Source organism: Wenyingzhuangia gracilariae (assembly GCF_056387575.1).
This window is the reverse complement of sequence record NZ_CM150748.1, coordinates 3,099,246-3,125,568: the sequence shown is the minus strand read 5'-3', so window position 1 is coordinate 3,125,568 and position 26,323 is coordinate 3,099,246. Positions and strand designations below refer to the sequence as shown.

The following is a 26,323-nucleotide window of genomic DNA, read 5'->3' as shown; positions in this document are numbered from 1 at the left end:
TTATGATTTATGACTTGCTAATTTTTCTAATCCAAAAATTAATAGAAAACCAACTACAGCTAAGGTTATGGCTACTGTCAACTGGGCATCTTCTGTATAATTTGCAGGTAAAATACTATTTTGCAATACAGGCACTTCTATACCTTTAGAATTAATTCTGGTACTTATGGTTTCTTTCCATGGCCATATTTTATTTAAAGAACCAATAATAAAACCTGTTAAGCCTGCTAATGTTAAATTTTTATAATTCTGAAACATCCATTTTAACACTCTAGAAAAACTTAACAAACCAACAACACACCCTAAACCTACAATTACAATAGCTTGTAAATCTCTTGAATGAACCGCTGTAAGAATGGCTTCATAAGCTCCCAATAACACTAAAATAAAAGCTCCAGAAATTCCTGGCAAAATCATGGCACAAATAGCTAGGGCTCCTGCTAAAAATAAAAAAAGATAAGAAGCCTCATCATTCACCAAAGGTTCTGCAATGGTAATACAATAGGCCACTGCACCTGCTATAAGTAAAGCTATAACCTCTTGAAATCTCCACTTACTAATTTGTTTTCCTACATAAAAAATACTAGCCAACACTAGGCCAAAAAAGAAAGACCATACCAAAATAGGTTGGGTACTCAATAAAAAAGAAATTCCTTTAGCCAAAGAAACTACACTTATGGCAACTCCTAATAACAAAGCCACTAAAAAGTTAGCATTTGCTTGTTTCCAAGTTTCTTTTAGTCCCTTTTCTTTTAATGTTTTTAACAACGATAGGTTGATGTTACTTATGGTGGTTAGCAACTCTTCATAAATTCCAGAAATAAAAGCAATAGTGCCTCCTGAAACCCCAGGCACTACGTCTGCAGCACCCATTGCCATTCCTTTTAAAGAAATAACGGCATAATCTTTAAGTGATCTTTTCATTAAAAGTGTTTTGGCAAAAATAAATTTAAAAACTAGTTCTCCAAAAAGTTTGAAATCATTCTTTCAACTTCTGGATCTTTAAAAACTGTAGGATACAAATCTTGCACTGTGTAGTGATATTCAAAATCTAACGTTAAAGCAGTTTTTAAATGTAAAAAGGCTTCCTTTTTTTGATCAGAAATGTAAAACAAACAAGCCAACCTATATTCTATTTCCGCAAAATTATGATGTTGCTTTTTGGCTTTTATCAAAGTAAGCAATGCGGTGTTGTACTCTCCTATAAGCACCCAAATATCGGCCAAAGTTACCCAAACAGCTACTCCAGACTCTCCTAACTCTATACATTTTTCCAAAGTATCAGCTGCTTCTTCATAAAAATTCAATCGCAAATTAATATCTGCCTGAAAACGCAAATATTCCACATTGGTTTCATCTAAGGCAATCGCTTTGTTTAAATAATGTAATGCTTTGTCATAACTTTTTTGTTCACTGCTAATAACAGCTAACAACATCCAACATTTGTCTAACAAAGGATCTTCGTGCAATGCTTTTTTATAAAAATAAATTGCTTTGGCAGCATCTCCTTTGTATTTATAGCATTCTCCAATTCTTAAATAAGCATACGCTGTAGGGTCGTCTAAATCTAACGTTATTTGGTAATTTTTAATAGCCTCATCATAACGATTTAGTTTTTCTAATGTTTTGGCTTTTTCTATATATCCTCCTATAAAAGATTCATCTATCACCACAGCATAATCAAAAGATTTTAGTGCTTGTTTGTAATCTTTTAATACAAAATATTGTCTTCCTATTTGATGCCATGCAACCTCGCAATACGGATTTTTATTGATGTAATTATTTAAAAACTCAATGGCTTCTTTATGGGCAGATTCCATTTCGTAACAATAAATAATATTATACAAAGCCTGATAATCTTCCAAATCTGTTTCCAAACAAATAGAAAAATGAGTTCTAGACTTCTCATATTCATCTAAATACAAATACTCCATTCCTAACAAAGATGAAACATCAGCCAAATCATCTGTATATTCTTTGGCTATTTCTAAAAACCTTATTGCCTCGGTATGATTGTCTTTTTTGGAATGTAAATTGGCTATTTGAATATACACCTCTTCATTAGACGGATAAATGGCCATTAAATTATCTAACAACGTTTTGGCATCGTCTAATTTATCTTCGAACACCATTATTTCTGCCTGAATTAATTTAATATCAGCAGAATCTGGATGCTGTTCTAATGCTAAAAAAACAGCTTTTTTAGCCATCGATGTATTTCCTTCATCTAAATAATAATGGATAATCTCCTCAAACTCAGTTGTATCAAAAAAATACACATCATTTGTCTTTAGCATTTCCTCAAATTTAGATAATGACATCATGTTTTATGGTTTTAGTAGCCTACAAGCTATTCATCTTACATAAAAATACACAGAAAGTAGGTTTCTATCACTAAGTGGAATCAAATGTTTTTAACAAATTAATCAACAAAAAAGCTATATTTGTACTACTAATTTACTTAGACCTTATGAGTGATAAAATACTTCTAAACTCAAAAAAAATTCAAATCATACTTCAAAGATTGGCTTGTCAATTAATTGAAAATCACGGTGATTTTTCTAATACTGTTTTAATAGGACTACAACCTAGAGGAACCTATTTTTCTGAAAGAATTGCTTCAATTCTTAAGAACGATTACGGTGTTAAAGACATTAAAGTAGGAAAGTTAGACATTACTTTTTACAGAGATGATTTTAGACGTAGAGACGAACCTTTGAATGCCAACTCTACTGAAATTAATTTTTTGGTAGAAGATCAAAAAGTAGTTTTTATTGATGATGTTTTATTTTCTGGTAGAAGTATAAATGCTGCTTTAACCGCTATTCAATCATACGGAAGACCCAAAGAAGTGGAGCTTTTAGTGCTAATAGATAGACGTTTTAGTAGACATTTACCTATTCAGCCAGACTATAAAGGTGCTACTGTAGATGTAATTAACGAAGAAAAAGTTTTGGTAAGCTGGAGTGATGACACCACTAAAGATGCCGTTTATATTATTAACAAGAAAGACAAGTAAATGAAGACGTTAAGTGTTCCAAACTTATTAGGAATTAAACACCTAGTAAAAGAAGATATCGATTTAATTTTTGAGACGGCCGATCATTTTAAAGAAGTGATCAACAGACCTATCAAAAAAGTTCCTTCATTAAGAGATATAACCATTGCTAATTTATTTTTTGAAAACAGCACAAGAACTAAATTATCTTTTGAATTGGCAGAAAAACGTTTGTCTGCAGATGTTATTAACTTTTCTGCATCGGGTTCTTCTGTTAAAAAAGGAGAAACTTTAATAGATACTGTAAACAATATATTGTCTATGAAAGTAGATATTATTGTAATGAGACACCCCAATGTTGGAGCTCACGAGTTTTTAGCCAAACATGTAGACACCCGAATTATTAACGCAGGCGATGGAACCCACGAACACCCTACACAAGCTTTGCTAGATTCTTTTTCTATTAGAGAAAAACTAGGAGATGTAGCAGGTAAAAAAGTAGTAATTGTAGGAGATATTTTACACTCTCGTGTAGCACTATCTAATATTTATGCTTTAAAACTACAAGGTGCCGAAGTAAAAGTATGCGGACCTGTAACTCTTATTCCTAAGTACATAGAAAGCTTAGGTGTTGGTGTAGAAACCAATTTAAGAAAAGCTTTAGAATGGGCAGATGTTGCCAATATGTTACGTGTACAAAACGAACGTATGGATATTAAATATTTCCCATCTACAAGAGAATATACCCAATTGTATGGTGTTGACAAAAAATTACTAAATTCACTTAACTCAGAAGTTACCATTATGCACCCTGGTCCTATTAATCGTGGTGTAGAAATTACCTCTGATGTTGCTGATTCTGATCAGGCAATTATACTAAACCAAGTAGAAAATGGTGTAGCCATTAGAATGGCTTGTATTTATTTGTTAGCATCAAAAATTAAAAAATAATAGAATGGAGATTACCTCATCCGAAAAATATACTCTTCTTACTGCTAAAACAGATTTTAACTCTTTTTACAAAGAGTTTTCTAATGTGTTTACAGATTTAAAGAACAAAAACATAGTGTTAGATTTTTCTAACATTGCTATAAAAGAAGAAGAAATTCAGTCTTTAGAAGAATATGCTGTAGTTCATACAGAAAACAATCAATCTTTTGCCATTGTAGCTTCTGGTTTTGATGCCGATGCTTTTGAAGAAGAACTAAATGTAGTGCCTACCTTAACAGAAGCAGAAGACATTATAGACATGGATGAAATGACTAGAGACTTAGGTTTTTAATGGGAATTCAACTAACCATATTAGGCTGCCATTCAGCCACACCCAGAACCAATGCACACCCTACGGCTCAATACCTAAAAATTAACGAAAGACATATTTTAATAGATTGCGGAGAAGGAACACAGGTTTTGTTAAGACAACACAAAGTTCCTTTTGCAAAAATTAAACATATTTTTATTTCTCATTTGCACGGAGATCACTTTTTTGGTTTGGTGGGCTTAATTTCTACATTTGGTTTGTTAGACCGTAGAACCGAACTACATATTTACGGCCCTAAAGGCATTAAAGAAATTATAACTTTACAATTAAAACTGTCTAATTCTTGGACGGCTTTTCCCTTGCTTTTCCATGAGTTAAAAAGCACAGAACCTATAGTAATTTTTGAGGATAAAAAAATAAGTGTTACCACCATTCCTTTAGATCATAGGGTATATACCAATGGCTTTTTATTTCAAGAAAAAGAAGGACAAAGAAAACTGAACATGGAGAACATTATCCATGAACCCGAAATAGAAATTTGTGATTATCACAATCTAAAAAACGGAAAAGACTTTACCAAACAAGATGGAACCGTTTTAGAAAATGAGGATTTAACACTACCTCCCAAACCTGCTAAAAGTTATGCTTTTTGTAGCGATACTGCCTACAAACCCGATATTGTTCCTATTATAAAAGGGGTTAGTTTGTTGTATCATGAATCTACTTTTTTAGAAGACAAAAAAAATTTAACCCAACGCACCAAACACAGCACAGCTAAGGAAGCAGGGAGTATTGCCAAACAAGCAGAGGTTAAAAAACTAATTTTAGGCCACTACTCTAGCAGATACAGTGATTTAAATCAGTTTAAAACGGAAGCCCAAACGGAATTTGAAAATGTGGAATTGGCGGAAAGTGGTAAGGTGTTTATTATTTAATCATTCTTACTTGATTTTTTTATTGATTCTTTTAATATATTTAAAAATGTTTCATTTCTCTTTTCTGCATCATCTAAAAACGCATCAAACGAAAGAATTGTTATACCTATTGGACATTCAAATTTTTCATCATTAACTTTGTATACAATTTTTTGAGTTTTATAGAATGCTTTACCAACACTAAAAATCTCGGTGTATTCATTAGAGTCAAGATAAAGTTCAAAATCATCATCTATATCAACAATTCCATAAAACCACATTCTTTGAATTTTATTTGGATAAAACTCTAGCAGTCTTCTAGCACGTCTTTGAATTTGACCTATTACTTTCTCATTTTCGTGAAGACCTGCTTTTCTTTTTTTAAGCTCAACAATTACTAAATCAACTTTTTGACTTTCTGGATTACCATTGAAAATTATCGAAATATCAGGTCTTGTTGATTTATCTTGTTCAACTTCTTCTTCAATTCTCAATTCATCTATTAATTTAGAAAGTTCCTGATCACTTAAAATAGTATTATATGACATAAATTTATCATCTAACAACCATGCATTATTTCTATATAAATCTGTAAAATATGTTTTAGAACTAAATGTTTCTCTCATTGGAACAATCATCTCATGAATATCTGACTCACTGTCCTTATAATTAGTGTTTTTTAATTTTTGAATTATCAAATTCCTATACAGAATGTACTCTGTAAGAACACGAGAAGAAACTTCAAGTGATTTTTTATAAAGCGAATCAGTTAAATGATTCACCTCTAGTGTTTCTTTTTGATCTTTAAAAAACTTTTCTTGAGCTTTTTCAAGAAGCTTATTTTTATCAACTAAACCTGCAATATTATTATCAAAATACCCTTCCAAATGTGGATACTTCTTATCAAGAAAATCTTTCTGACTCTTATTTCTATCAATTATTGAAGGTATCTCTAACTCTAGTATTGTTTTTACTTCTTGAATAATAGAGTACTTTAAAGCATTAAATTGATTCTTTTCTAATTCAAGCTTCTGCCTAGAATTACCTACCTTACCTCTAAAATAATCTGATTGAATTAAAAATATACAATTATAGCCTTGTGGAATATTATCTTTTGATATAATATCTGAAATAGGTATAGTTCTATTATCAGCATTTAGAGCTATAATTAAATTGGAGTTTTCGTAATCCTTTTCAACTTTATATAATAATTCGAAATTAGCATACAAATCTGTTTGCTCTATTTTAAAAAATTTGCTTTTTAACTCAGGTAAATTATTAGATGATATTATTTTTCTGTCTTCATAAAAATTCTTTTCTGGATTTGGCACATTAGTATTAACTTCAATAATTATATTTACTTCTTTTTCTGATTTGTTTATTAGAAACAATCTTGGAAGAAAATGTAATTCTATTGACTTAGCAAGTGATTCTGCTCTAAGGTAGTCATAAGTCCTAATACTACTTAACTTACAGTTAGATAACAATAGTTTTGTTCCATAAGTATCTAGTGTAGTTCTTCTATCAAATTCATTTTCAAAATTATCATCTAGAACAAAAATCCTTTTTGCATCTTGAGAAAATGAGTCATAACTGGCTTTTTTAAAATAATTCAAAAACACTAAACGCCCTAACCCCTTGTTATCTGGCGAGTCTGTTTCCAACAAAGCACAAAACCGATCAAATCCTCTATTACTGAAACCACCTCCATTATCTGTTATTTCAATTTTTAAAGATTTGGCATTTTCGAACGATTGGATATCTATTTTTAAAATTATTTCTGTAGCATTTGCATCTAACGCATTAGCGATAGCTTCAAAGTAAACTAAATCCAAAGACGGATTCGGGAAAAACTGTTTTATCGCTTTGGAAATATTTATTTTCATCTATCTTTTTTTACTAGTAATTTATATTTTTTACTCTATACTCATCTCAAACGGAACTCTAGCCTGTACTCCTTTTATTTTAAAAACTTTCTGAACACTTTCTAGCTTTTCTAATCCTGTAGTGTGTAGCAATGTTTTAAGGGAATAATCGGATTTTATTAAAGATCCTAAACCAAACAATTCTTTAAAGTCTAATTCGTATTCCGGATATTCCTTTAAAGAATATTCTTTTACCTGAGCTAAATTGGCCGCATAAGCAATGGCATTGTCTAAACTTCCTAATTCATCAACCAAACCAATTTCTAAAGCTTTTACTCCAGTCCAAACTCTACCTTGTGCTACTGTATCTACTTGGTCTTTTGTCATATTTCTTCCTTTGGCAACCCTGTCTAAAAATTCATCGTAAATGGTTTCTATACTATTTTTTACTACTTTTTTAAAACGTTTGTCTACAGGCTGTACAACACTATAATGCACTCCATTGTTATGAGTGCTTACCACTTCTGAATTGATTCCTATTTTTTGGGCCAACTCTGCTGCGTTTGGCAACATTCCAAAAACCCCAATAGAACCTGTAATGGTTGTTGGCTCTGCAAAAATTCTATCTGCACCACATGCAATATAATATCCGCCAGAGGCCGCTACATTTCCCATAGAAACAATTACAGGCTTTTTTTCTTTGGCTTTTTCTACTGCTCTCCAAATTAAATCTGATGCCAAAGCACTTCCTCCAGGAGAGTTGATTCTAAACACAATGGCTTTGATTTTTTTGTTATCTGCAGCATTTTTTAAAGCTTTCATCATTTTTTTCTGACCAATAATATTTAGCTCTCCTTCTCCATAAATAATTTCTCCCTGTGCATATACCACAGCAATTTTATCTCCTTTATTACCTAAATCTAAAAGAGATTGATTAGCCATGTAATCTGTAACAGCTACTTTTTTAAGTTCTCCTGATTCAACCCCCAACCTTCTTTTTATTTTATGTATATACATGTCTTTATAAACCACAGCATCTACTAATTTGTTTTCTAATGCTGTTTTAGATGACTGTCCGTATAAATTTAAAACAGCTTGTTCTACATTAATGTTTCTAGAAGTATAAATAGATTTGTGAATTTCCTTCCACAACCCTTCTATCAATTCTTTAATTTGTTTTCTGTTGGCATCACTCATTTCATCAGCAATAAAAGGTTCTACAGCACTTTTGTATTTTCCGTGCCTTATGACCTCCATTTTAACTCCATATTTTTCCTGAAAAGATTTGTAAAACAAAACTTCTGAATGCAATCCTTTTAACTCTACATATCCTAATGGAGACATAAAAATTGAATCGGCTACAGAATTTAAATAGTAATCTTTTTGCGAATAAACATCGTTATAAGCATATACAAATTTTCCTTTCTGTTTAAAAGTAGATAGCATTTTTCTTAATGCTGTAGCTTGTGCCCACCCCATATTACTAGGCCAACCTGTTATGCTAATTCCTTTTATATTTTTATCATAAGTAGCTCCTTCTATCGCTTTACAAAGATTGTTAAATCCAACTGTTTTATCCTCAAAACCTAACAACTCTGAAACAGGATCTATACCTACAGGTGAAAAGTCGTTCATTTCTCCAGACAAATTAATTTCTAAAACACTGTTGGGTTTTACTTCTTTTACAATATCATCAGAAACCGCTATTACAATTCCCACACTAGCTATTACCAATACAACAAGTACCAACCATATGGCTACCATAGAAGATAGCACACTTTTAATAAAATTCATTCTTCAATTTTTTAATAAAACAAATATAAATGATTTCTTTGCCAAAAGAGATGAACACTCATGAACATTGCTCATTTATCATTAGGGACTAATTTAGGGAACAAACTAGAGAACCTAAACAATGCTATTCAAAAAATTTCTGTTTTTGGACGTATTTTAAAAACATCGTCTATATACCAAACTCCGCCTTGGGGTTTTAAAAGCGATGATTTTTTTAACATTGCAATTACCTTAGAAACCAATGCAAATGCTCAACAATTAATTAAGTATTTATTGGATATTGAATTGGAACTAGGTAGAACAAGAAATTCTAACAATACAGGTTACCAAGCTAGACCTTTAGATATTGATATTGTTTTTTTTAATAATGAAATCATTAATACAGAGCTTTTAATAATTCCACATCCTAGAATGCATGTTCGAAATTTTGTATTAATTCCTTTGATTGAAATTACCTCTAACTTTAAGCACCCTGTCTTAAACAAAACATTAGAAACATTGCTTGCTGAATGTGATGATGACAGTGAAATTACCCAAACCAAGCATCTTTTAAACGTATAAAAAAAGCCTCACAATTTGTGAGGCTTTTTAATAAGAATAGTTCTATTTCTTAATATCTATAATATTCTGGTTTGTATGGACCTTCTACAGTAACACCAATATATTTTGCTTGATCTTCTGATAAAACATCTAATTCCACCCCTATTTTAGCCAAGTGCAAACGTGCAACTTTTTCATCTAAATGCTTAGGCAATGTGTACACATCATTTTTATAAGCATCGCTGTTTTGCCACAACTCTAATTGTGCCAAAACCTGATTAGAAAAAGAGTTAGACATTACAAAACTTGGATGTCCTGTAGCACAACCTAAGTTTACCAAACGTCCTTCTGCTAAAATAATTACATCATTTCCATTTACGTTGTACAAATCAACCTGTGGTTTAATTTCTACTTTGGTATTTCCGTAATTTTTATTTAACCAAGCCATGTCAATTTCATTGTCAAAATGACCTATGTTACAAACAATAGCTTTGTCTTTTAAAGCTTCAAAGTGGCGACCTACTATAATATCTTTATTTCCTGTAGTAGTAACTACAATGTCTGCTTCTTTTATAGCATCGTCCATTTTTTTAACAGCAAAACCATCCATTGCAGCTTGTAACGCACAAATAGGATCTATTTCTGTAACAATAACTCTAGCTCCTGCTCCTCTTAAAGAAGCTGCAGAACCTTTACCAACATCTCCATAACCTGCAACTACAGCTACTTTACCAGCCATCATTACATCCGTTGCTCTACGGATTGCATCTACTAAAGATTCTTTACACCCATATTTGTTGTCAAATTTAGATTTGGTTACAGAATCGTTTACGTTAATAGCTGGCATTGGCAATGTTCCTGCTTTTACACGTTCTATTAAACGGTGAACTCCTGTAGTTGTTTCTTCAGATAATCCTTTAATTCCAGATACCAATTCAGGATATTTATCTAACACCATGTTTGTTAAATCTCCTCCATCATCTAAAATTAAATTCAAAGGTTTTCTATCTTCTCCAAAGAAAATGGTTTGTTCTATACACCAATCAAATTCCTCTTCATTCATACCTTTCCAAGCATAAACAGGAATACCAGCAGCAGCAATAGCAGCAGCAGCTTGATCCTGAGTTGAAAAAATATTACAAGAAGACCAAGTAACCTCTGCACCTAAATCTACCAAGGTTTCAATTAAAACAGCTGTTTGAATGGTCATGTGTAAACACCCTGCAATTCTTGCACCTGCCAAAGGTTTTTGTCCTTTATATTCTTCACGAATACTCATTAATCCTGGCATTTCAGATTCTGCCAAACGAATTTCTTTTCTACCCCATTCTGCTAAAGAAATATCTTTTACTTTATAAGGTACGTATGTTGTTTCTAAACTCATATTACTATCTTTGTTGCTTTTAGACTGCAAATTTACGAAATCCTTACTATAATAAATGCCTTTATTTAAAACAATCCAAATTAACCCAAACACCACTGTTTACGTTTGGAAAATAACCGAGAGCATAGCTATTCTAAGGGATGTTTATTTATCTAAAAGCAGTTTAAATAGAGTAAATTCGATGAAATCAGAATCTCATCAGAAAGGATTTTTAAGTATTCGTCATCTACTAAACCACATCAATTTAACCGATGATGATTTGTATTATAACAATTATGGAAAACCTATTTTAGTTCATCATCAAAATATTTCTATTACACACTCTTTTGATTTTTCTGCCATTGTAATTTCTAACGACATTGTGGGGATTGATATTGAAAAAAATAGAGACAAAATAAAAGTAATCAAACATAGATTTACAGATATTAATCAAGAAGAATTGACTGAAGAAGATTTTATTAAAAAATTGACTTTTATTTGGGGAGCTAAAGAATCTATGTTTAAAATTCACCCAAGCGGAGGTATGAGTTTTAAAAATGATTTGATTGTTACTGATTTTTGTACAGAAAATGCAAAAGGATTTATTAACACCCCTGAATTAAAACAAAATTGCGATATTTATTTTTATCAAATAGAAAATTACTCTTTAGCTACAGCTATATCAACTAATGAACTTTCTTAACACCTTACAAACTGCAAAACAAGAAAACCAAAAATTAATTGCTGTTTTAATAGACCCAGACAAAGTTTCTGTTGCAGATGTAAAAAACATCTGTAATAGAATTTATAAAGCTCCTATTCATTTTTTATTGCTTGGCGGAAGTACAGTGTGCAACCAGCAAACAGAAATTATTGCCAAAGAACTACAAAAACACATTAACATACCCGTGGTTCTTTTTCCTGGAGATTACACCCATCTTACAAACTATGCAGATGCTTTGTTATTTTTAAATTTAATTTCAGGTAACAATCCAGAATATTTAATTCATCAACAAGTAAAAGCCATTCCTTTTTTAAGCAAAAGTAGTTTAGAAATTGTATCTACCTCTTACATTTTAATTGACGGAAAGAAAGAAACTAGTACCATGAAAGTTTCTAAAACCAATCCTATAAATCCTCTAAACACTAACCTGATAAAAGACACTGCCCTTGCAGGGCAATACATGGGACATCAGCTTTTGTATTTAGAAGCTGGTAGTGGTGCTTCCCAACCGGTAGGAAAAGATGTTGTTAACGCAGTATTTAATTCCGTAAATATTCCTATTATTGTAGGAGGAGGAATTAGATCTCTCGAAAAAATTACAGAAATACACAATGCCGGTGCTACTTTAGTAGTGATAGGCACTGCTTTTGAAGAAAACGACATTTTTAAATAATACAATAGCTATGAGGCTTGAAAAAAAACTGAAACAAGAAATTGATAAAAGAGGAATTTCTAACGAAAAATTAACACAACAGTTAATTGCTTTTGTAAAAGGTACTCCAATTATTGAATTAGATAGAATAGCCCAAATAAACGATGGAATTATTACAATAAACAGCCTAGACAGGAGTAAGTACATGAATATATACAACATTAAACAACAAGATTTAGTGGTATATAAATTTACACCCGCTTCAGGGTTAGCTTCTAGAATGTTTAAAGGTTTGTGTGAGTTTTACAACTCAAAAATAAACAACCCAATGTCTCAATATTTTTTTAACAACTTACATAAGTTTCCTTTTTACAAAGATATTATCATTGAGTTTCACAAAATCTATCCTAAAATAAAAAAACTAGACAATTTAGCGAACAAGTTAGATTTCTTAAACTTTTTATTAAGCCCAGATAATTTAAATTATCAAAACACCCCAAAAGGGTTGATTAAATTTCATCAATACGATATTGACAACAAAACTGCGTTAGAAGAACAAATTGATGAAAGCTTACATTATTGTATCGGTAAAGATCAAACTGTAAATATTCATTTTACAGTAAGTCCTAATTTTATAGATGTTTTTAAAACATCGGTAAACGATTATATTGAAACTAATTACGACAATTCTAACGTTCATTTTAACATTACTTTTTCTATTCAAAAAGCCAATACAGACACCATAGCTGTAAACTACGACAACACACCTTTTAAAGATGAAAACGGAGACTATGTTTTTAGAGCTGGTGGACATGGTGCTTTGATAGAAAACTTAAATGATTTAGATGCTGATCTTGTTTTTATAAAAAACATAGACAATGTATCTCATCAAAATCATATGGAAGAAACCATTAAATACAAGCAAATTCTTGCAGGAAAATTACTTTCTTTACAAGAACAAATTCACTTTTATTTAAAAGCAATTCAACAAAACTCAGAAGAGTTAAACCTTCAAGAAATTCAGCTTTTTCTTATAGAAAACTTTTTTATCAAAATTTCTGACAAAGATTGTACTAAAGACAAGTTGTTTAGCATTTTAAACAGACCTATTAGAGTTTGCGGTATGATTAAAAACCAAGGAGATGCTGGTGGAGGACCATTTTGGGTTAGAAAAAACGATGAAGAACCTAGTTTACAAATTATAGAAGGTGCTCAAATTGATAAAGAGGACAAAGAACAATTAGAAATTTTTCATCAATCTACACATTTTAACCCTGTAGACATTGTTTGTGCAATTAAGAATTTTGAAGGAACTAAATTTGATTTGACTCAATTTGTAGACCACGATGCTGTATTTGTTACAGACAAAACCGTAAACGGAAAGCCTGTTAAAGGTTTAGAATTACCTGGTTTATGGAATGGTGGTATGGCAGATTGGTTGACTGTTTTTGTAGAAGTACCTATAGAAACTTTTAACCCTGTTAAAACGGTTACAGATTTACTATCTCCAATGCATCAAGCATAATTAAATATTGGCTTGCCCAATATAGTCTGTTAAATCTTGATTTCTATCTAATTTACCTGTCTTGTAATAGGTCAAAGCATCGTTATTGTTGATAAAGAACTTTTGAGATCCAACTTTATCAACAATACCACTTTTGGTCAACATGTCTCTTACAGGTCCTTTTACATTAGAAAAATATACTTCTACCCCTTTATCGTTGTAAAAGTTTATTGCAGACTCAATCATTTGTATAGCGGTACTATCTACCCCGTTAATACATTCACAGTCTAATAAAATTAGTTTTAATTTTTCTCCTTTTTCTTTGGCTTTAATTTGTAAAACTTCATTAAAATAATTTGCATTGGCAAAATAAACTCTGGCATCAAATCTTAAAATTAAAATATGAGTATCTACCTCTACCTCTTCAAATCTATTTATGTTTCTAAAAACATTTGTATCTGGAATTCTACCCAAAACAGCTACGTGAGGTCTAGAAGTTCTAGCAATTAGCATACATAAAGACAAAACTACTCCTATGGTAATTCCTTCTTTAATCCCTAAAAAAAGAGTTCCAGAAAAAGTAGCTATCAGCATCCAAAAATCACTTTTATTTAATTTCCATAAACGTATAGCTTCTTTGTAATTAATCAACTTAATAACCGATACAATAATAATTCCTGCCAATACCGCTTTAGGTAAGTAATAAAAAAAAGGGGTTAAAAATAGCAACACCAAAACAAGAACTACAATAGAAAACAAAGCTGCCAAACCTGTTTTAGATCCCGCATCTTCATTCACTGCCGACCTAGAAAAACTTGCTGTAGAAGGATATGATTTGAACATAGAACCCACAATATTCATCATTCCTAATGCTATCAATTCTTTGTTGGGAGATATCATCACCTCGTCTGTACTTTTTTCTATGGCTTTACCTATTGATATAGTTTCTAAAAAACCAATAATTGCCAATGTTAGAGCAATAGGCAATAGATCAAGAATCATTTTAATGGTTATGTTTGGCAAGCTAAAAGAAGGCAATCCGGATGGAATATTTCTTAAAACTGCTACGTTTGGCAATAGCGGATGTGTAAAATATAGAGTTATAATCCCCAAAACCACCACCAATAAAGGACCTGGTAATTTTGATTTTGTGAATTTTATACATAGTAAAATAAGAATGGTTACAATCCCTACCAAAAGGGTTTGTACTTCTACTTGGTTTGCTTGATGCACTAAAGAAAGTAAAATTTCTTGCAAACGATTACTTCTAGGAATTGGAATTCCCGATAAATTTTTGAATTGATTAATTCCTATTACAATGGCTGCAGCAGAACTAAAGCCACTAATAACAGGTTTAGATAAAAAGTTTACAATAAACCCTAGTTTACCTATTCCCAACATTAACTGTATTATTCCTACACAAAAAGCTAGTAAAATAGAAAACGTAATATACAAATCGGTTCCTCCAACAGCCAATGTAGAAATTCCTGCTGCCACAATTAAAGAATCCATAGCTACTGGCCCAACGGCAACTCTTTGTGAAGTTCCAAAAATTAAATACATTAATTGTGGTAGCAAAGCCGTATACAATCCGTAAATAGGTGGTAAACCTGCTATTAATGCGTAGGCTATTCCTTGCGGAATTAGCACAACTCCTACTGTAAAACCACCAACAACATCTGCTTTTAAATTTTCCTTTACGTTGTATGTTGGCAACCATTCTAAAATAGGAATCCACTTTTTCATATCTAAAACAATTCTCCCTGGTTTGTTGGTTTTGTAATTTGCAGGTGCTTATAAGCCAAGTCTGTTACTTCTCTACCTCTTGGAGTTCTAATAATAAACCCTTGCTGAATTAAAAAAGGCTCATAAACTTCTTCTATAGTTTCTGCATTTTCACTTACTGCAGTGGCCAAAGTACTTATTCCTACAGGACCTCCTTTAAATTTTTGAATAATTGTTGTTAAAATTTTATTATCCATTTCATCCAATCCAAAAGCATCTACATTTAGTGCTTTTAATGCAATTTGAGCAATTTGAATTGTAATAGACCCATTTCCTTTTATTTGTGCAAAATCTCTAACTCTACGTAATAATGCATTGGCTATTCTAGGGGTTCCTCTACTTCTACCTGCTATTTCTATAGCTGCTTCCATACTTATTGGAACTTTTAATATATGTGCACTTCTTTGTACAATGGTGCTTAATAGTTCTGTATCGTAATATTGTAATCTGCTAGAAATTCCAAAACGAGCTCGCATGGGAGCTGTTAGCAAACCAGAACGTGTTGTTGCTCCAATTAATGTAAAAGGTTCTAAATTTATTTGTACAGTTCTTGCATTTGGTCCAGACTCTATCATAATATCTATTTTAAAGTCTTCCATTGCAGAATACAAATATTCTTCTACAATAGGACTAAGTCTGTGTATTTCATCAATAAACAATACATCTCTTTCATCTAAACCGGTTAACAATCCTGCTAAATCTCCAGGTTTGTCTAAAACAGGTCCAGAAGTTACTTTAATTCCTGCATTTAGCTCATTAGATAAAATATGAGCTAAGGTTGTTTTTCCCAATCCTGGAGGGCCATGAAACAAAGTATGATCTAGAGCCTCTCCTCTTATATTGGCTGCTTCTACAAAAATTTTAAGATTTTCTATAGCTTGTTCTTGTCCAGTAAAATCATCAAACGATAGAGGACGTAGTTTTTTTTCTACATCCAATTCATTGTTAGAATAATTTGTGCTTTCAGGATTTAGATTTTCATTCATTCATGTGATACTTATAAAACAAATATAAGCTTTCAATCACAATTATAGGAATGAATATAAAATGTATGCAGCTACAATTCCATATTTAAAAAGTTCTAAAAATAGTACAGATTGTTTTTCCATCATTCTTCCAATGGTTACCAAAGTAACTAACATATAAAAAGTCATAACTTCTAAACCAAATTTTGGAACTTCTGCAATTTTATAAGACATGGTACACAGCACCACTGCTACCAAGGCAATATTACCAATAATATAGGTTTTTTCTACAGGAGAATATACTTTATACTCGTAGGTTCCTTTTTGAACATAGATGGGTAAGTGTTGTAACTCTCCCGTTTCTGGCACCCAATCCGGTCCTTTAAATAAAATATTTAATTTTCCTTTAACCGTTGGCATTTGCCTCATTAAATGAATAAGATTGGCATAGTAATGAAACACTCCTGTTACAAAATCTCTAGAATTAATATCCATTGTAATTCCATATTTCACCTCTTCTTCTTCTCTTTGAAATGTTCCAAACAATCGATCCCAAATAATAAAAATACCTCCATAATTTTTATCTAAATATTTAGGGTTACTACCATGATGAACCCTGTGGTGTGAAGGAGTTACCATAAACTCTTCTACAATACCTAATTTTGGAATTAAGGGAGTGTGTAATAAAAATTGATACAATCCTAAAACAGCATGAGTTCCCAAAACTACTTCTGCAGAAAAACCTATAATAGGCATACTTGACCAAAACAATATTCTAATAAATACCTGAAATGGTGTTAAATTAAAAGCTACACTATAATTGTAATCTTCACTTTGATGATGAATAATGTGAGAGCCCCAAAATAAGTTTATTCTATGTCCAGATTTATGATAGAAATACCAAACAAAATCGGAAACAAACACAGCTATAAAGAACCACATTGTTGTTTGTGGAATTTCAAAAATCGCAAAATATTCGTGTAAGTAATGGTAGAAAAAAAAGATAATTGGAACCATAAAAACTCCAGCAATCCTATCAAAAATTCCCATAGATATATTTGCAATGGTATTTTCAAATCTAAAAATTTTCTTTCCTTTTCTTCTTGCTATTAAATATTCTGTTGCTAAAACAAACATTACAATAGAAACTACAATAAATAGTCCCGCATTATCTCCCTTAGGCATTAAAGAAATTTCTTCCTTCATTTTTTTTAATTTTTAAAAAACAAAAATATAAAACTATCTATAATTACATTCATAGATTTTATTTTCAATACAATTAACTTAACAAAGGTTAAATGTTAAAAATTTTATTTATAATAAACGTAATAATAGTCTTCATTATTATTTTTTATTACAAAAAACACAAAACCCAACTATATAATTATATAGTTGGGTTTTTATGTAAAATAAACTTACTAATTGTCTTGTCTAAAAAAGGGCAAGCTCCCTACATCACACCGCTACAACCAAGTACCCTTGCTGCGTTCCCGCCCTGGGGGATTCCGAGGGAGCTAGTTGTGTAGGACTTGCCCGGCTGCAAATTTACAACCTTATTACAATTCTCACAACATTTCATCAATCATTTTTTAACATTCAATTCATCTTACTCTAACACTACACTTTAGCATAATAAATACCTATATTTGCGCTTAAATTTTAATAGTAAACATTCAAATGAATTCATTTTTTAGCACCAAACCTGTCTTAAAATTCGGAATATTATCAGGACTTTTATTAGTCTTAAATGAAGTAATTATTAATACAGTAACGCAAACCAATCCTTATATTGGAGAAAGAAATTCTGTATTTTCTTTAATTGGGTTAGTTATACCTGTAGTTGTTGTTGCCTATGCTATTTTATATTTAAAAAAACATGTTGCTTTTGAAAGCTTTGGACAAATTATAAAACCTGGTTTAACCATTGGTTTTATTACCGCTTTGGTTTATATAGCTTATTCTTTACTATTTATTTACAGCATAGAACCTACTACTCTTACCGATTTTGAACAAATGAACAGAGAGCGTTTAATTGCAACTGGTCAGTTTAAAAACACAGAAGATTTAAACAATGCTGTACAATTATCTAAAAATGCATTTTTACCAGGTACTATTTTATTTAGTATTGCTATCAATTTATTTATAGGTTTTATTACTGCGGTTATAACTGCTATATTTGTCCGAAACAAATAAGAATTACATGCAATTATCTATAGTTATTCCTTTATTAAACGAAGAAGACTCTTTACCAGAGTTGCACAAATGGATTGTAGCCGTAATGGAGCAAAACAACTATAGTTATGAATTAATTTTTGTAGACGATGGTAGCACCGATGCTTCTTGGGAAATTATCACAAATTTACAACACACAAACCCCAATGTAAAGGGAATTAAATTCTTAAAAAACTTTGGAAAATCCCAGGGCTTAAACGCAGGTTTTAAAAAAGCTAAAGGAGATGTAATTATTACCATGGATGCCGATTTACAAGACAGTCCAGAAGAAATTCCAGAACTATACCAAATGGTTACACAACAAGGATTTGATTTGGTTAGTGGATGGAAGAAAAAAAGATATGATTCCAAATTAAGAAAAAACATTCCTTCTAAACTATTTAATTGGGCAGCAAGAAAAACATCTGGAATAGAATTAAACGACTTTAATTGTGGTTTAAAAGCCTATCAACAAAAAGTAATAAAATCTATAGATGTAACTGGAGAAATGCACCGATACATTCCCATACTAGCTAAAAATGTAGGATTCAAAAAAATTGGAGAAAAACCAGTACAACATCAAGCCAGAAAATACGGAGAAACCAAGTTTGGAATAGAACGTTTTACCAATGGTTTTTTAGATTTAATAACTCTTTGGTTTTTATCTAAATTTGGAAAAAGACCCATGCACCTATTTGGTTTAATGGGAACTTTTATGTTTTTAATTGGTTTTTTTTCAACAGCATATATAGGAATTACCAAACTTATAATTGTTTTTTACTACCATCAAAAAGCAGGATTGGTCACCAATAATCCTTTGTTTTATATTGCCCTAACCACTATGATTTTAGGAACTCAACTTTTTATAGCAGGTTTTATTGGCGAAATGATTTTAAAGAACAAAAAAACAAGCAATTTGTATTATATAGAAAAAGAAATATAACCTACAAATCCATATATTTACCTCACTAAACCAAAAATAATTTAATAGAACGCACTCACATGGCAAATTCTGAAATCTTAGAAGCATCTAAACAGTGGTTAACTCCCACTTTTGATGAAGAAACACAACAAGAAATTCAAAACCTAATAGACAACGCTCCAGAAGAACTTACAGACAGATTCTACAAAAATATGGAATTTGGTACTGGTGGAATGCGTGGTGTTATGGGAGCAGGAACCAACCGTATAAACAAATACACTTTAGGAAAAGCAACACAAGGATTGTCTAACTTTTTAATTGCCAACAATCCTAACAAAGAATTAAAAACAGTAATTGCTTTTGATTGTAGAAACAATAGTAAAGAGTTTGCCAAAGTTGTTGCTGATGTATTTACAGCTAACGGAATTAAAGTTTTCTTGTTCGATGATTTAAGAACAACTCCAGAATTGTCTTTTGCCGTTCGTCATTTAGGGTGCGATGCTGGTATTGTATTAACAGCCTCTCACAATCCGCCAGAATACAACGGATATAAGGTATATGGTGCCGATGGTTGCCAAGTTACACCTCCTAATGATGGATTGATTATTAATGAAGTAAACAATGTTTCTTTTGATCAAATTAAATTTAAAGCAAACGATAGTTTGTTAACTTATATAGGTGCAGAGGTAGACGAAGCTTTTCACAAAGTTTCTGTAGAAAACGGAACTTTTGGAAACGTAAACAGGAGCGATGTAAAAGTTGTATTTACAGCTTTGCACGGAACGTCTATTATGTCTGTTCCTCAAGTATTAGACAAAGCCGGTTTTAACGATGTTCACTTGGTAAAAGAGCAATCTAAACCTAACGGAAACTTTCCTACAGTAAAATCTCCAAACCCAGAAGAGCCAGAGGCTTTAGCCATGGCAACCGACTTAGCCAATGCTGTTAATGCCGATATTTTAATGGGATGCGATCCTGATAGTGACCGTTTAGGAATTGCTGTTAGAGATTTAGACGGAAACATGAAGTTGCTAAACGGTAACCAAACCATGATTTTAATGACCGACTTTTTAATTAAACAAAAAAAAGCAGCAGGAAAGTTAAACGGAAATCAGTTTACAGCAACAACTATTGTTTCTTCTGAAATGGTAAAAGTTTTGGCAGATCATTATGGAGTAGAAACCGTAATTACACTAACAGGGTTCAAATGGATTGGTAAAGCCATTGCAGACAACCCTACAAAAGATTTTGTTGGTGGGGGTGAAGAAAGTTTTGGATACATGATAGGAGATTTTGTACGTGACAAAGATGCTGTTACTTCTTGTTTATTGGCTTGCGAAATGGTAGCACATGCCAAAGCCAACGGAACAACATTATACCAACAACTATTAGACATTTATAAAGAACACGGATTCTATAAAGAATCTTTAATTTCTATTACCAAAAAAGGAATGGATGGTGCTGCTCAAATCCAACAAATGATTGCTGACTTTAGAGCAAATCCACCTAAAGAAATTGTGGGTTCTAAAGTTCAATTTGTTTGTGATTATGAATCTTCTATACAAAAAAACCTCCTTACTGGTGAAGAAACTAAAATTGACGTTCCTAAATCTAACGTGTTGATATATCATACAGAAGATGGTACTAAATTATGTGTTAGACCTAGTGGTACAGAACCCAAAATTAAATTTTATTTTGGTGCCAAAGCAGAATTAAAAAATCATGAAGAAGCTAAGCTAGTAGAAGCTAAACTTGATGAAAAAATTCAAAGTATTATAGATACTTTAAATCTTAAATAAAATTTACTTAAGCAATAAAAAGCCCAATTGTAACAATTGGGCTTTTTCTATTTAAAAACTTACTTCTGTAGCTCCTAAACCATATTTTTGATACGATGCATCTTCATAGCGTAAAGAAAATCTATTAAACAATCTATACAATTCTTCTTTTAACACACCTTCACCCACTCCATGAATAAAAACAATTTTTGGAATTCTATTCTTTATTGCAAAATTAACTTTATGATTAGCCATATCTAATTGTTTGTTTAAAATATCAGCATTAGACATACCCGATTTAGATTTTACTAATTTTTCTATATGCAGGTCTACCTCCATGACAACTCCATATTTTTCTTGCTTATTTTTTTTGACACTTCGTTTTACATCATTTTTTAAATTCTCTTTTTGCAACAGCATCTTATTGTTTATATCTGTGTACATAGAAAGTTTAGATTGCTCAACGTTAACTAAAATTAACTCACTTTCATCATAAGGCAACTCAAAACCATCTTCATCTAAAACAAAAACTTTGTTTTTCAATAACTTAGCAACAATTCCTTTAACAATGGAGTCTTTTACCAATACCTTGTCCCCTATTTTAAATTTCATTTTACTTAATTATATATTAACATATGATTATATTCTTCCCTGTATATTTGTTTCTTACAACATTATATACCCGTGCAAATGTCTTTATTACAAAAAACAAACGTGAAAGAAATTTTTGAAAAAGCAATTCGCAATACAAAGTTAGATATTCAAAGAGAAAAATTACTACAAAATATTGCAAACAAAATAGCTCAAACAATTAACACCAAAGAAATTGTAAATATTAATTTTATTTGCACCCATAATTCTAGACGTAGTCAATTAGCACAAGTATGGGCATATTACGCTATGGAGTTTTTTAAAATTCACAATGGTTTTAGTTTCTCTGGTGGAACTTCAGAAACTGCATTTCATGCCAACACCTTAAAAGCATTAGAAACCTGTGGCTTTAAATTTGTTTTAGAAGAATTCAATCATAAAAATCCTAAATACATTATAAATTACACCAATAGCACTAAAAGCATATTGGGCTTTTCTAAAATTGTAGAACATCCTGTGAATAAAACTCCTTTTATAGCAATTACAACTTGCAGTCATGCTGATAAAAATTGTCCTGTTATATTAGATGCATCTGCTCGCTTTCATTTACCTTATACAGATCCAAAAACAAGCGATGGAGAACTTAATGAAAAAGACGTTTACTTAAACACATCTAAACTAATTGCAGGTGAAATGGGTATTTTATTCAAAAAAGTAAAAGCACAATTAGTATAATACTACTTCTATTATTAAAATAAAAAACTCAGAATTATACAATTCTGAGTTTTTTATTTATGCACTAGTTTAATAAGCTTCTACTTGTTTTCCCAAGCTATATATCCTCCTTTCAAATCGTAAATATTTACAAAACCGCTATTTAGCATTTGATCCAAAGCCTTTAAATTTCTTTTACCAGAACGACAGTATATATAAGTTGGTTTATTTTTGTTTAAAGTCTCTATTTGTTCTTTAAAATTAGATAGAGATAATACATCTATATTTATTGCTTTGGGTATATGTCCTGCTTTAAACTCTCTAGCTGTTCTAACATCTATTAGTTGAATTTTATCTTGCTTCAATGCTTTTTTAAAATCTGCTATATACAATCTATTTTCTTTTAATTGCTGCTCTTTAATTTTCTGAAACACAAACCATGCAACAATAACAACTCCTATACCTATATAAATTATTTGTTTCATTTTTTATAAGGTTGATGGACAAACATAATCTGTTACAGGAATTTTTGACTCTTTTATTTGAGAAAAACCACCTACCACATCTATAAAATTATGAATCCCCCTACTTTTTAAGATAGATGCTGCAATCATACTTCTGTAACCACCTGCACAATGAATATAGAAATTACTAGTAGTAGGAAATGTTTTTAAATAATCGTTAATAGCATCTAAGGGTGTGTTTTTTGCATGTTGAACTCTTTCCGATAAAAACTCACTATTTTTTCTTACATCAAAAACAGGAGTTGCTTTGTTTATTATTGTTGCCAAACCAGAAGCCGTTATTTGACGAACAGTGTCATAATCCTTACCTGCGGTTTTCCAACTTTCAAAACCTCCTTTTAAATATCCTAAAGTATTGTCAAAACCAACACGAGACAAACGTGTAATGGTTTCTTTTTCTCTCCCCTCTGGAGTTACCAAAACAATAGGCTGTTTAACGTCTCCAATTAATGCACCTACCCATGGAGCAAAACTTCCATCTATCCCAATAAATATAGATTGCGGAATGTGACCTTTGGCAAAATCTTCTTGACTTCTTACATCTAACACCAAAGCTCCCACCTCATTGGCCAACAACTCTAATTCATTTGCAGACAATTCATGGGTTCCTTGTGCTATAACCTCAGCAATATCTTCATATCCTTCTTTGTTCATTTTTACGTTTAAAGGAAAATATTGAGGTGGTGGCAACAAACCATCGGTTACTTCTTTTACAAATTCAGCTTTGGTCATATCTGCTCTTAAAGCATAATTATTCTCTTTTTGATCTCCTAAGGTTCCTTTGGTTTCTTTACTTAAATTTTTACCACAAGCAGAACCTGCTCCATGGCCAGGATAAATAATTAAATCGTTAGAAAGAGGCATTATTTTAGTTCGTAAACTATCGTATAAAATAGCAGCTAAATCATCTTGAGTCATATCTGCAGCTTTTTGAGCCAAATCGGGTCTACCAACATCGCCTAAAAACAAAGTATCTCCCGTAAACAAAGCATAATCAGCTCCGTTTTCATCTCTTAACAAATAAGTGGTAGATTCCATGGTATGACCCGGAGTATGCAAAACTACAAGGGTAACTTTTCCTAATTTAAGTTCTTGATTGTCTTTTGCAATAATGGCATCAAAAGTAGGGTTGGCATTGGGTCCATATACAATAGGTGCTCCCGTTTTTTTAGACAAGGTAACATGACCACTTACAAAATCTGCATGAAAATGGGTTTCTAAAATATATTTTATAGTAGCCTTGTTTTTAGAGGCCATTTCTATATAAGGCTGCACCTCTCTTAATGGGTCTATTATAGCTACTTCTCCTTCACTTTCTATATAATAAGCTCCTTGAGCCAAACATCCTGTATAAATTTGTTCTATTTTCATTCTTTTATTTTTTTTATGCTATCAAAATTAAAGCTATTCTAACTTCTGTACAGTAACAATAGTTACATTCTACGAACCGTTTGCTGACAAATTTTATTTTGCAAATCATCTTTACATATAATGCCATCAAAACAATCTACGGCTTCATAAGTTCTTACAAACAAGTTTTCTTTTCCTAATTCTTTTACAATCCCATTGGTAAACAACACATCTCTTGTAGGACCAATAGCACCTGTTATAAAAAACTTTATGTGTTGTTCTTTTAAACTTTGTATGTATTTAATTAACATAGAATTGGCACTGCTGTCTATATAACTAATAGATTCTGCATTAAGAATTACAGCTTTTAAAGTTTCTTTTTTTTGAGCCACTAACCCTTCTAATGTTTTCTTAAAAAAATCTTTATTTCCAAAAAATAATTGTGCATCAAAACGAACAATTAACAAATCGTCTCTGTGTTTTACTTGCTGATGAAATCGTTCTATATTTTTAAAATAATTACTTCCTTCTATTCTAGCCAATACGGCAATGTGTGGTTGTGACGTTTTATAAATCATCAATACCAAAGAAGCCATAATTCCTACCAATATTCCCTGAGTAATCCCTATAAATAAAGTGATGATGAATGTGGTGATTAACAAAAAAAACTCATCTCTATTTTGATGCCACAGCTGAACAGGCATTTTAAAATCGATTAAATTATAGACCGCTACCATAATCATAGATGCCAATACTGCACTGGGCAAATAATAAAACAACGGTGTTAAAAACAATAAGGTTAACCCTATAACAATAGCACTAACAATGCTTGAAACTCCTGTATGTGCCCCTGCTTGATTGTTTACTGCTGTTCTAGAAAAACCTCCTGTGGTAGGATAAGATTGAAAAAAAGATCCTACAATGTTAGACATTCCTAAAGCCACCAATTCTTGATTCGCATCTATCTGATAATGATCTTCATTTTCTTCTAAAGATTTAGAAACCGAAATAGCTTCCATATAAGCCACTAATGCTAAAGTTAAGGCCAAAGGTGTTAATTCTGACAAAGGAATATTATTAAAATCTGGAACTTTTAAAGAAGGCAATCCTTTAGGGATATCGCCTACAATTTTTACTCCCAAATCCTGTAAGTTAAACAGATAAACTACCAATGTTCCCAAAAACACAACCACCAAAGCTGATGGAATTTTAGGAGTGTATTTTTTTAAAAGCACAATAATTACAATTCCTAAAAAACTAATAAACAAGGTAACCCAATGTGTTTCTGTAATGTGTGTAAAAACTTGAGCTGCTAAAAGATGTAATTTAGAACTTCCCTGAATGGAGATTCCTAAAAAATGCTTTAGCTGACTTAATCCTATTACAATAGCGGCTGCAGATGTAAACCCACTAATTACAGGTTTTGATAAAAAATTAACCAAAAACCCCAATCGTAGAATTCCCAATAACAATTGAAACAGCCCCATAAATAAAGATAAGAATATGGCCATGGCAATATAATTCTCTAAGCCCGTAACACTTAAAGCTCCTAAACTGGCTGCTACCAATAGAGAATCCATAGCTACAGGTCCCACAGACAATTGTCTAGAGGTTCCCATAATTGCATATATTACTTGTGGCATTAATGCAGCATATAGTCCAAAAACTGGAGGCAAACCTGCTATCATGGCATAAGCCATACCTTGCGGAATTAATAAAATTCCAACAGTAATCCCAGCCATTACATCACCATAAAAAAATGTTTTTTTATAGCTAGGCAACCAGTTTAGAATAGGAAAATATTGTTTCATAATAACATAAGAATAGAAATACAAAACTAGTGGTCATAAAAGTTACACACAGTAACA

Annotated in this window: 24 protein-coding genes and 1 other RNA gene; 12 read left to right on the top strand and 13 right to left on the bottom strand. The window is 31.5% G+C overall.

The genetic code is table 11. The annotated features are described in order from the left end of the window. Entirely contained in the window at positions 1 to 924 is a 924-nt protein-coding gene (locus ACY2IJ_RS13720; RefSeq protein WP_476724888.1) for a polyprenyl-phosphate transporter, read from the bottom strand. 32 nt (positions 925 to 956) lie between these two features. Then, positions 957 to 2,324: a tetratricopeptide repeat protein gene (locus ACY2IJ_RS13715; protein ID WP_476724887.1), complete on the bottom strand. Its 1,368-nt coding sequence runs from the start codon at positions 2,322 to 2,324 to the stop codon at positions 957 to 959. 146 nt (positions 2,325 to 2,470) lie between these two features. On the opposite strand from ACY2IJ_RS13715, the gene pyrR reads away from it, so the two are divergent. From pyrR to ACY2IJ_RS13695, 4 genes are read left to right on the top strand one after another with little or no spacing between them, the layout of a single operon-like run. Then, positions 2,471 to 3,019: a bifunctional pyr operon transcriptional regulator/uracil phosphoribosyltransferase PyrR gene (pyrR, locus tag ACY2IJ_RS13710; RefSeq protein WP_476724886.1), complete on the top strand. Its 549-nt coding sequence runs from the start codon at positions 2,471 to 2,473 to the stop codon at positions 3,017 to 3,019. Then, positions 3,020 to 3,949, top strand: coding sequence for an aspartate carbamoyltransferase catalytic subunit (locus ACY2IJ_RS13705; protein WP_476724885.1), 930 nt, complete (start codon positions 3,020 to 3,022; stop codon positions 3,947 to 3,949). Positions 3,950 to 3,953: 4 nt separating this feature from the next. After that, positions 3,954 to 4,280, top strand: coding sequence for a hypothetical protein (locus ACY2IJ_RS13700; RefSeq protein WP_476724884.1), 327 nt, complete (start codon positions 3,954 to 3,956; stop codon positions 4,278 to 4,280). Further along, positions 4,280 to 5,194 (top strand): ribonuclease Z, encoded by a 915-nt coding sequence (locus tag ACY2IJ_RS13695; protein ID WP_476724883.1) that lies wholly within the window; start codon positions 4,280 to 4,282, stop codon positions 5,192 to 5,194. Before ACY2IJ_RS13700 ends, ACY2IJ_RS13695 begins: the two co-directional genes overlap by 1 nt. On the opposite strand, the gene ACY2IJ_RS13690 is transcribed toward ACY2IJ_RS13695, so the two are convergent. Both ACY2IJ_RS13690 and sppA read right to left on the bottom strand, forming a co-directional pair. Further along, entirely contained in the window at positions 5,191 to 7,059 is a 1,869-nt protein-coding gene (locus tag ACY2IJ_RS13690) for a hypothetical protein (protein ID WP_476724882.1), read from the bottom strand. The genes ACY2IJ_RS13695 and ACY2IJ_RS13690 overlap by 4 nt on opposite strands. A gap of 30 nt (positions 7,060 to 7,089) precedes the next feature. Further along, positions 7,090 to 8,832 (bottom strand): signal peptide peptidase SppA, encoded by a 1,743-nt coding sequence (gene sppA, locus ACY2IJ_RS13685; RefSeq protein WP_476724881.1) that lies wholly within the window; start codon positions 8,830 to 8,832, stop codon positions 7,090 to 7,092. Between the two features lie 60 nt (positions 8,833 to 8,892). On the opposite strand from sppA, the gene folK reads away from it, so the two are divergent. Continuing rightward, positions 8,893 to 9,393: a 2-amino-4-hydroxy-6-hydroxymethyldihydropteridine diphosphokinase gene (folK, locus tag ACY2IJ_RS13680; protein WP_476724880.1), complete on the top strand. Its 501-nt coding sequence runs from the start codon at positions 8,893 to 8,895 to the stop codon at positions 9,391 to 9,393. Positions 9,394 to 9,442: 49 nt separating this feature from the next. Here folK and ahcY read toward each other — a convergent pair whose 3' ends face one another. Continuing rightward, positions 9,443 to 10,756: an adenosylhomocysteinase gene (gene ahcY, locus ACY2IJ_RS13675; RefSeq protein ID WP_476724878.1), complete on the bottom strand. Its 1,314-nt coding sequence runs from the start codon at positions 10,754 to 10,756 to the stop codon at positions 9,443 to 9,445. Between the two features lie 181 nt (positions 10,757 to 10,937). On the opposite strand from ahcY, the gene ACY2IJ_RS13670 reads away from it, so the two are divergent. From ACY2IJ_RS13670 to ACY2IJ_RS13660, 3 genes are read left to right on the top strand one after another with little or no spacing between them, the layout of a single operon-like run. Further along, positions 10,938 to 11,438: a 4'-phosphopantetheinyl transferase family protein gene (locus ACY2IJ_RS13670; RefSeq protein WP_476724877.1), complete on the top strand. Its 501-nt coding sequence runs from the start codon at positions 10,938 to 10,940 to the stop codon at positions 11,436 to 11,438. Further along, positions 11,425 to 12,132 (top strand): phosphoglycerol geranylgeranyltransferase, encoded by a 708-nt coding sequence (locus ACY2IJ_RS13665; RefSeq protein ID WP_476724876.1) that lies wholly within the window; start codon positions 11,425 to 11,427, stop codon positions 12,130 to 12,132. The genes ACY2IJ_RS13670 and ACY2IJ_RS13665 overlap by 14 nt, the downstream gene beginning before the upstream one ends. 10 nt (positions 12,133 to 12,142) lie before the next feature. Beyond that, entirely contained in the window at positions 12,143 to 13,636 is a 1,494-nt protein-coding gene (locus ACY2IJ_RS13660; protein ID WP_476724875.1) for a DUF4301 family protein, read from the top strand. On the opposite strand, the gene ACY2IJ_RS13655 is transcribed toward ACY2IJ_RS13660, so the two are convergent. From ACY2IJ_RS13655 to ffs, 4 genes are all read right to left on the bottom strand, one after another. Then, the gene (locus tag ACY2IJ_RS13655; RefSeq protein ID WP_476724874.1) at positions 13,637 to 15,361 is read right to left on the bottom strand and encodes a SulP family inorganic anion transporter; all 1,725 of its coding nucleotides are present in this window, start codon (positions 15,359 to 15,361) and stop codon (positions 13,637 to 13,639) included. Positions 15,362 to 15,363: 2 nt separating this feature from the next. Further along, on the bottom strand, positions 15,364 to 16,386 hold the full coding sequence (ruvB, locus tag ACY2IJ_RS13650) for a Holliday junction branch migration DNA helicase RuvB (protein ID WP_476724873.1): 1,023 nt from the start codon (positions 16,384 to 16,386) through the stop codon (positions 15,364 to 15,366). A 42-nt stretch (positions 16,387 to 16,428) separates the two neighbouring features. Beyond that, on the bottom strand, positions 16,429 to 17,571 hold the full coding sequence (locus tag ACY2IJ_RS13645) for a sterol desaturase family protein (RefSeq protein WP_476724872.1): 1,143 nt from the start codon (positions 17,569 to 17,571) through the stop codon (positions 16,429 to 16,431). A gap of 230 nt (positions 17,572 to 17,801) precedes the next feature. Beyond that, an RNA gene (ffs, locus tag ACY2IJ_RS13640) (signal recognition particle sRNA small type) lies at positions 17,802 to 17,900 on the bottom strand. 142 nt (positions 17,901 to 18,042) lie between these two features. Between ffs and ACY2IJ_RS13635 the strand changes: the two genes are divergently transcribed. The 3 genes from ACY2IJ_RS13635 to ACY2IJ_RS13625 are packed head-to-tail and all read left to right on the top strand — an operon-like array spanning position 18,043 to position 21,297. Further along, positions 18,043 to 18,558, top strand: coding sequence for a DUF4199 domain-containing protein (locus tag ACY2IJ_RS13635; RefSeq protein ID WP_476724871.1), 516 nt, complete (start codon positions 18,043 to 18,045; stop codon positions 18,556 to 18,558). Positions 18,559 to 18,565: 7 nt separating this feature from the next. Continuing rightward, positions 18,566 to 19,519, top strand: coding sequence for a glycosyltransferase family 2 protein (locus ACY2IJ_RS13630; RefSeq protein WP_476724870.1), 954 nt, complete (start codon positions 18,566 to 18,568; stop codon positions 19,517 to 19,519). Between the two features lie 59 nt (positions 19,520 to 19,578). Beyond that, positions 19,579 to 21,297: a phospho-sugar mutase gene (locus tag ACY2IJ_RS13625; RefSeq protein ID WP_476724869.1), complete on the top strand. Its 1,719-nt coding sequence runs from the start codon at positions 19,579 to 19,581 to the stop codon at positions 21,295 to 21,297. A 51-nt stretch (positions 21,298 to 21,348) separates the two neighbouring features. On the opposite strand, the gene ACY2IJ_RS13620 is transcribed toward ACY2IJ_RS13625, so the two are convergent. Then, positions 21,349 to 21,888, bottom strand: a complete 540-nt coding sequence (locus ACY2IJ_RS13620) for a DNA mismatch repair protein MutS (RefSeq protein ID WP_476724868.1) — start codon at positions 21,886 to 21,888, stop codon at positions 21,349 to 21,351. 102 nt (positions 21,889 to 21,990) lie between these two features. Between ACY2IJ_RS13620 and ACY2IJ_RS13615 the strand changes: the two genes are divergently transcribed. Next, the gene (locus ACY2IJ_RS13615) at positions 21,991 to 22,602 is read left to right on the top strand and encodes a low molecular weight phosphatase family protein (RefSeq protein WP_476724867.1); all 612 of its coding nucleotides are present in this window, start codon (positions 21,991 to 21,993) and stop codon (positions 22,600 to 22,602) included. 80 nt (positions 22,603 to 22,682) lie between these two features. Here ACY2IJ_RS13615 and ACY2IJ_RS13610 read toward each other — a convergent pair whose 3' ends face one another. From ACY2IJ_RS13610 to ACY2IJ_RS13600, 3 genes are all read right to left on the bottom strand, one after another. Next, the gene (locus ACY2IJ_RS13610) at positions 22,683 to 23,066 is read right to left on the bottom strand and encodes a rhodanese-like domain-containing protein (RefSeq protein WP_476724866.1); all 384 of its coding nucleotides are present in this window, start codon (positions 23,064 to 23,066) and stop codon (positions 22,683 to 22,685) included. 3 nt (positions 23,067 to 23,069) lie between these two features. After that, complete coding sequence (locus ACY2IJ_RS13605; RefSeq protein WP_476724865.1) at positions 23,070 to 24,476, bottom strand: MBL fold metallo-hydrolase; 1,407 nt, start codon at positions 24,474 to 24,476, stop codon at positions 23,070 to 23,072. A 62-nt stretch (positions 24,477 to 24,538) separates the two neighbouring features. After that, positions 24,539 to 26,266 carry a SulP family inorganic anion transporter gene (locus ACY2IJ_RS13600; protein ID WP_476724864.1) on the bottom strand — a complete coding sequence of 576 codons (1,728 nt, stop codon included), beginning with the start codon at positions 26,264 to 26,266 and terminating at the stop codon, positions 24,539 to 24,541. Positions 26,267 to 26,323 lie beyond the last annotated feature (57 nt).

Bases quoted from the DNA above. Each gene is read 5' to 3' on its own strand.
- ACY2IJ_RS13720 (WP_476724888.1), bottom strand. From the start codon at position 924: ATGAAAAGATCACTTAAAGATTATGCCGTTATTTCTTTAAAAGGAATG.
- ACY2IJ_RS13715 (WP_476724887.1), bottom strand. From the start codon at position 2,324: ATGATGTCATTATCTAAATTTGAGGAAATGCTAAAGACAAATGATGTG.
- pyrR (WP_476724886.1), top strand. From the start codon at position 2,471: ATGAGTGATAAAATACTTCTAAACTCAAAAAAAATTCAAATCATACTT.
- ACY2IJ_RS13705 (WP_476724885.1), top strand. From the start codon at position 3,020: ATGAAGACGTTAAGTGTTCCAAACTTATTAGGAATTAAACACCTAGTA.
- ACY2IJ_RS13700 (WP_476724884.1), top strand. From the start codon at position 3,954: ATGGAGATTACCTCATCCGAAAAATATACTCTTCTTACTGCTAAAACA.
- ACY2IJ_RS13695 (WP_476724883.1), top strand. From the start codon at position 4,280: ATGGGAATTCAACTAACCATATTAGGCTGCCATTCAGCCACACCCAGA.
- ACY2IJ_RS13690 (WP_476724882.1), bottom strand. From the start codon at position 7,059: ATGAAAATAAATATTTCCAAAGCGATAAAACAGTTTTTCCCGAATCCG.
- sppA (WP_476724881.1), bottom strand. From the start codon at position 8,832: ATGAATTTTATTAAAAGTGTGCTATCTTCTATGGTAGCCATATGGTTG.
- folK (WP_476724880.1), top strand. From the start codon at position 8,893: ATGAACATTGCTCATTTATCATTAGGGACTAATTTAGGGAACAAACTA.
- ahcY (WP_476724878.1), bottom strand. From the start codon at position 10,756: ATGAGTTTAGAAACAACATACGTACCTTATAAAGTAAAAGATATTTCT.
- ACY2IJ_RS13670 (WP_476724877.1), top strand. From the start codon at position 10,938: ATGAAATCAGAATCTCATCAGAAAGGATTTTTAAGTATTCGTCATCTA.
- ACY2IJ_RS13665 (WP_476724876.1), top strand. From the start codon at position 11,425: ATGAACTTTCTTAACACCTTACAAACTGCAAAACAAGAAAACCAAAAA.
- ACY2IJ_RS13660 (WP_476724875.1), top strand. From the start codon at position 12,143: ATGAGGCTTGAAAAAAAACTGAAACAAGAAATTGATAAAAGAGGAATT.
- ACY2IJ_RS13655 (WP_476724874.1), bottom strand. From the start codon at position 15,361: ATGAAAAAGTGGATTCCTATTTTAGAATGGTTGCCAACATACAACGTA.
- ruvB (WP_476724873.1), bottom strand. From the start codon at position 16,386: ATGAATGAAAATCTAAATCCTGAAAGCACAAATTATTCTAACAATGAA.
- ACY2IJ_RS13645 (WP_476724872.1), bottom strand. From the start codon at position 17,571: ATGAAGGAAGAAATTTCTTTAATGCCTAAGGGAGATAATGCGGGACTA.
- ACY2IJ_RS13635 (WP_476724871.1), top strand. From the start codon at position 18,043: ATGAATTCATTTTTTAGCACCAAACCTGTCTTAAAATTCGGAATATTA.
- ACY2IJ_RS13630 (WP_476724870.1), top strand. From the start codon at position 18,566: ATGCAATTATCTATAGTTATTCCTTTATTAAACGAAGAAGACTCTTTA.
- ACY2IJ_RS13625 (WP_476724869.1), top strand. From the start codon at position 19,579: ATGGCAAATTCTGAAATCTTAGAAGCATCTAAACAGTGGTTAACTCCC.
- ACY2IJ_RS13620 (WP_476724868.1), bottom strand. From the start codon at position 21,888: ATGAAATTTAAAATAGGGGACAAGGTATTGGTAAAAGACTCCATTGTT.
- ACY2IJ_RS13610 (WP_476724866.1), bottom strand. From the start codon at position 23,066: ATGAAACAAATAATTTATATAGGTATAGGAGTTGTTATTGTTGCATGG.
- ACY2IJ_RS13605 (WP_476724865.1), bottom strand. From the start codon at position 24,476: ATGAAAATAGAACAAATTTATACAGGATGTTTGGCTCAAGGAGCTTAT.
- ACY2IJ_RS13600 (WP_476724864.1), bottom strand. From the start codon at position 26,266: ATGAAACAATATTTTCCTATTCTAAACTGGTTGCCTAGCTATAAAAAA.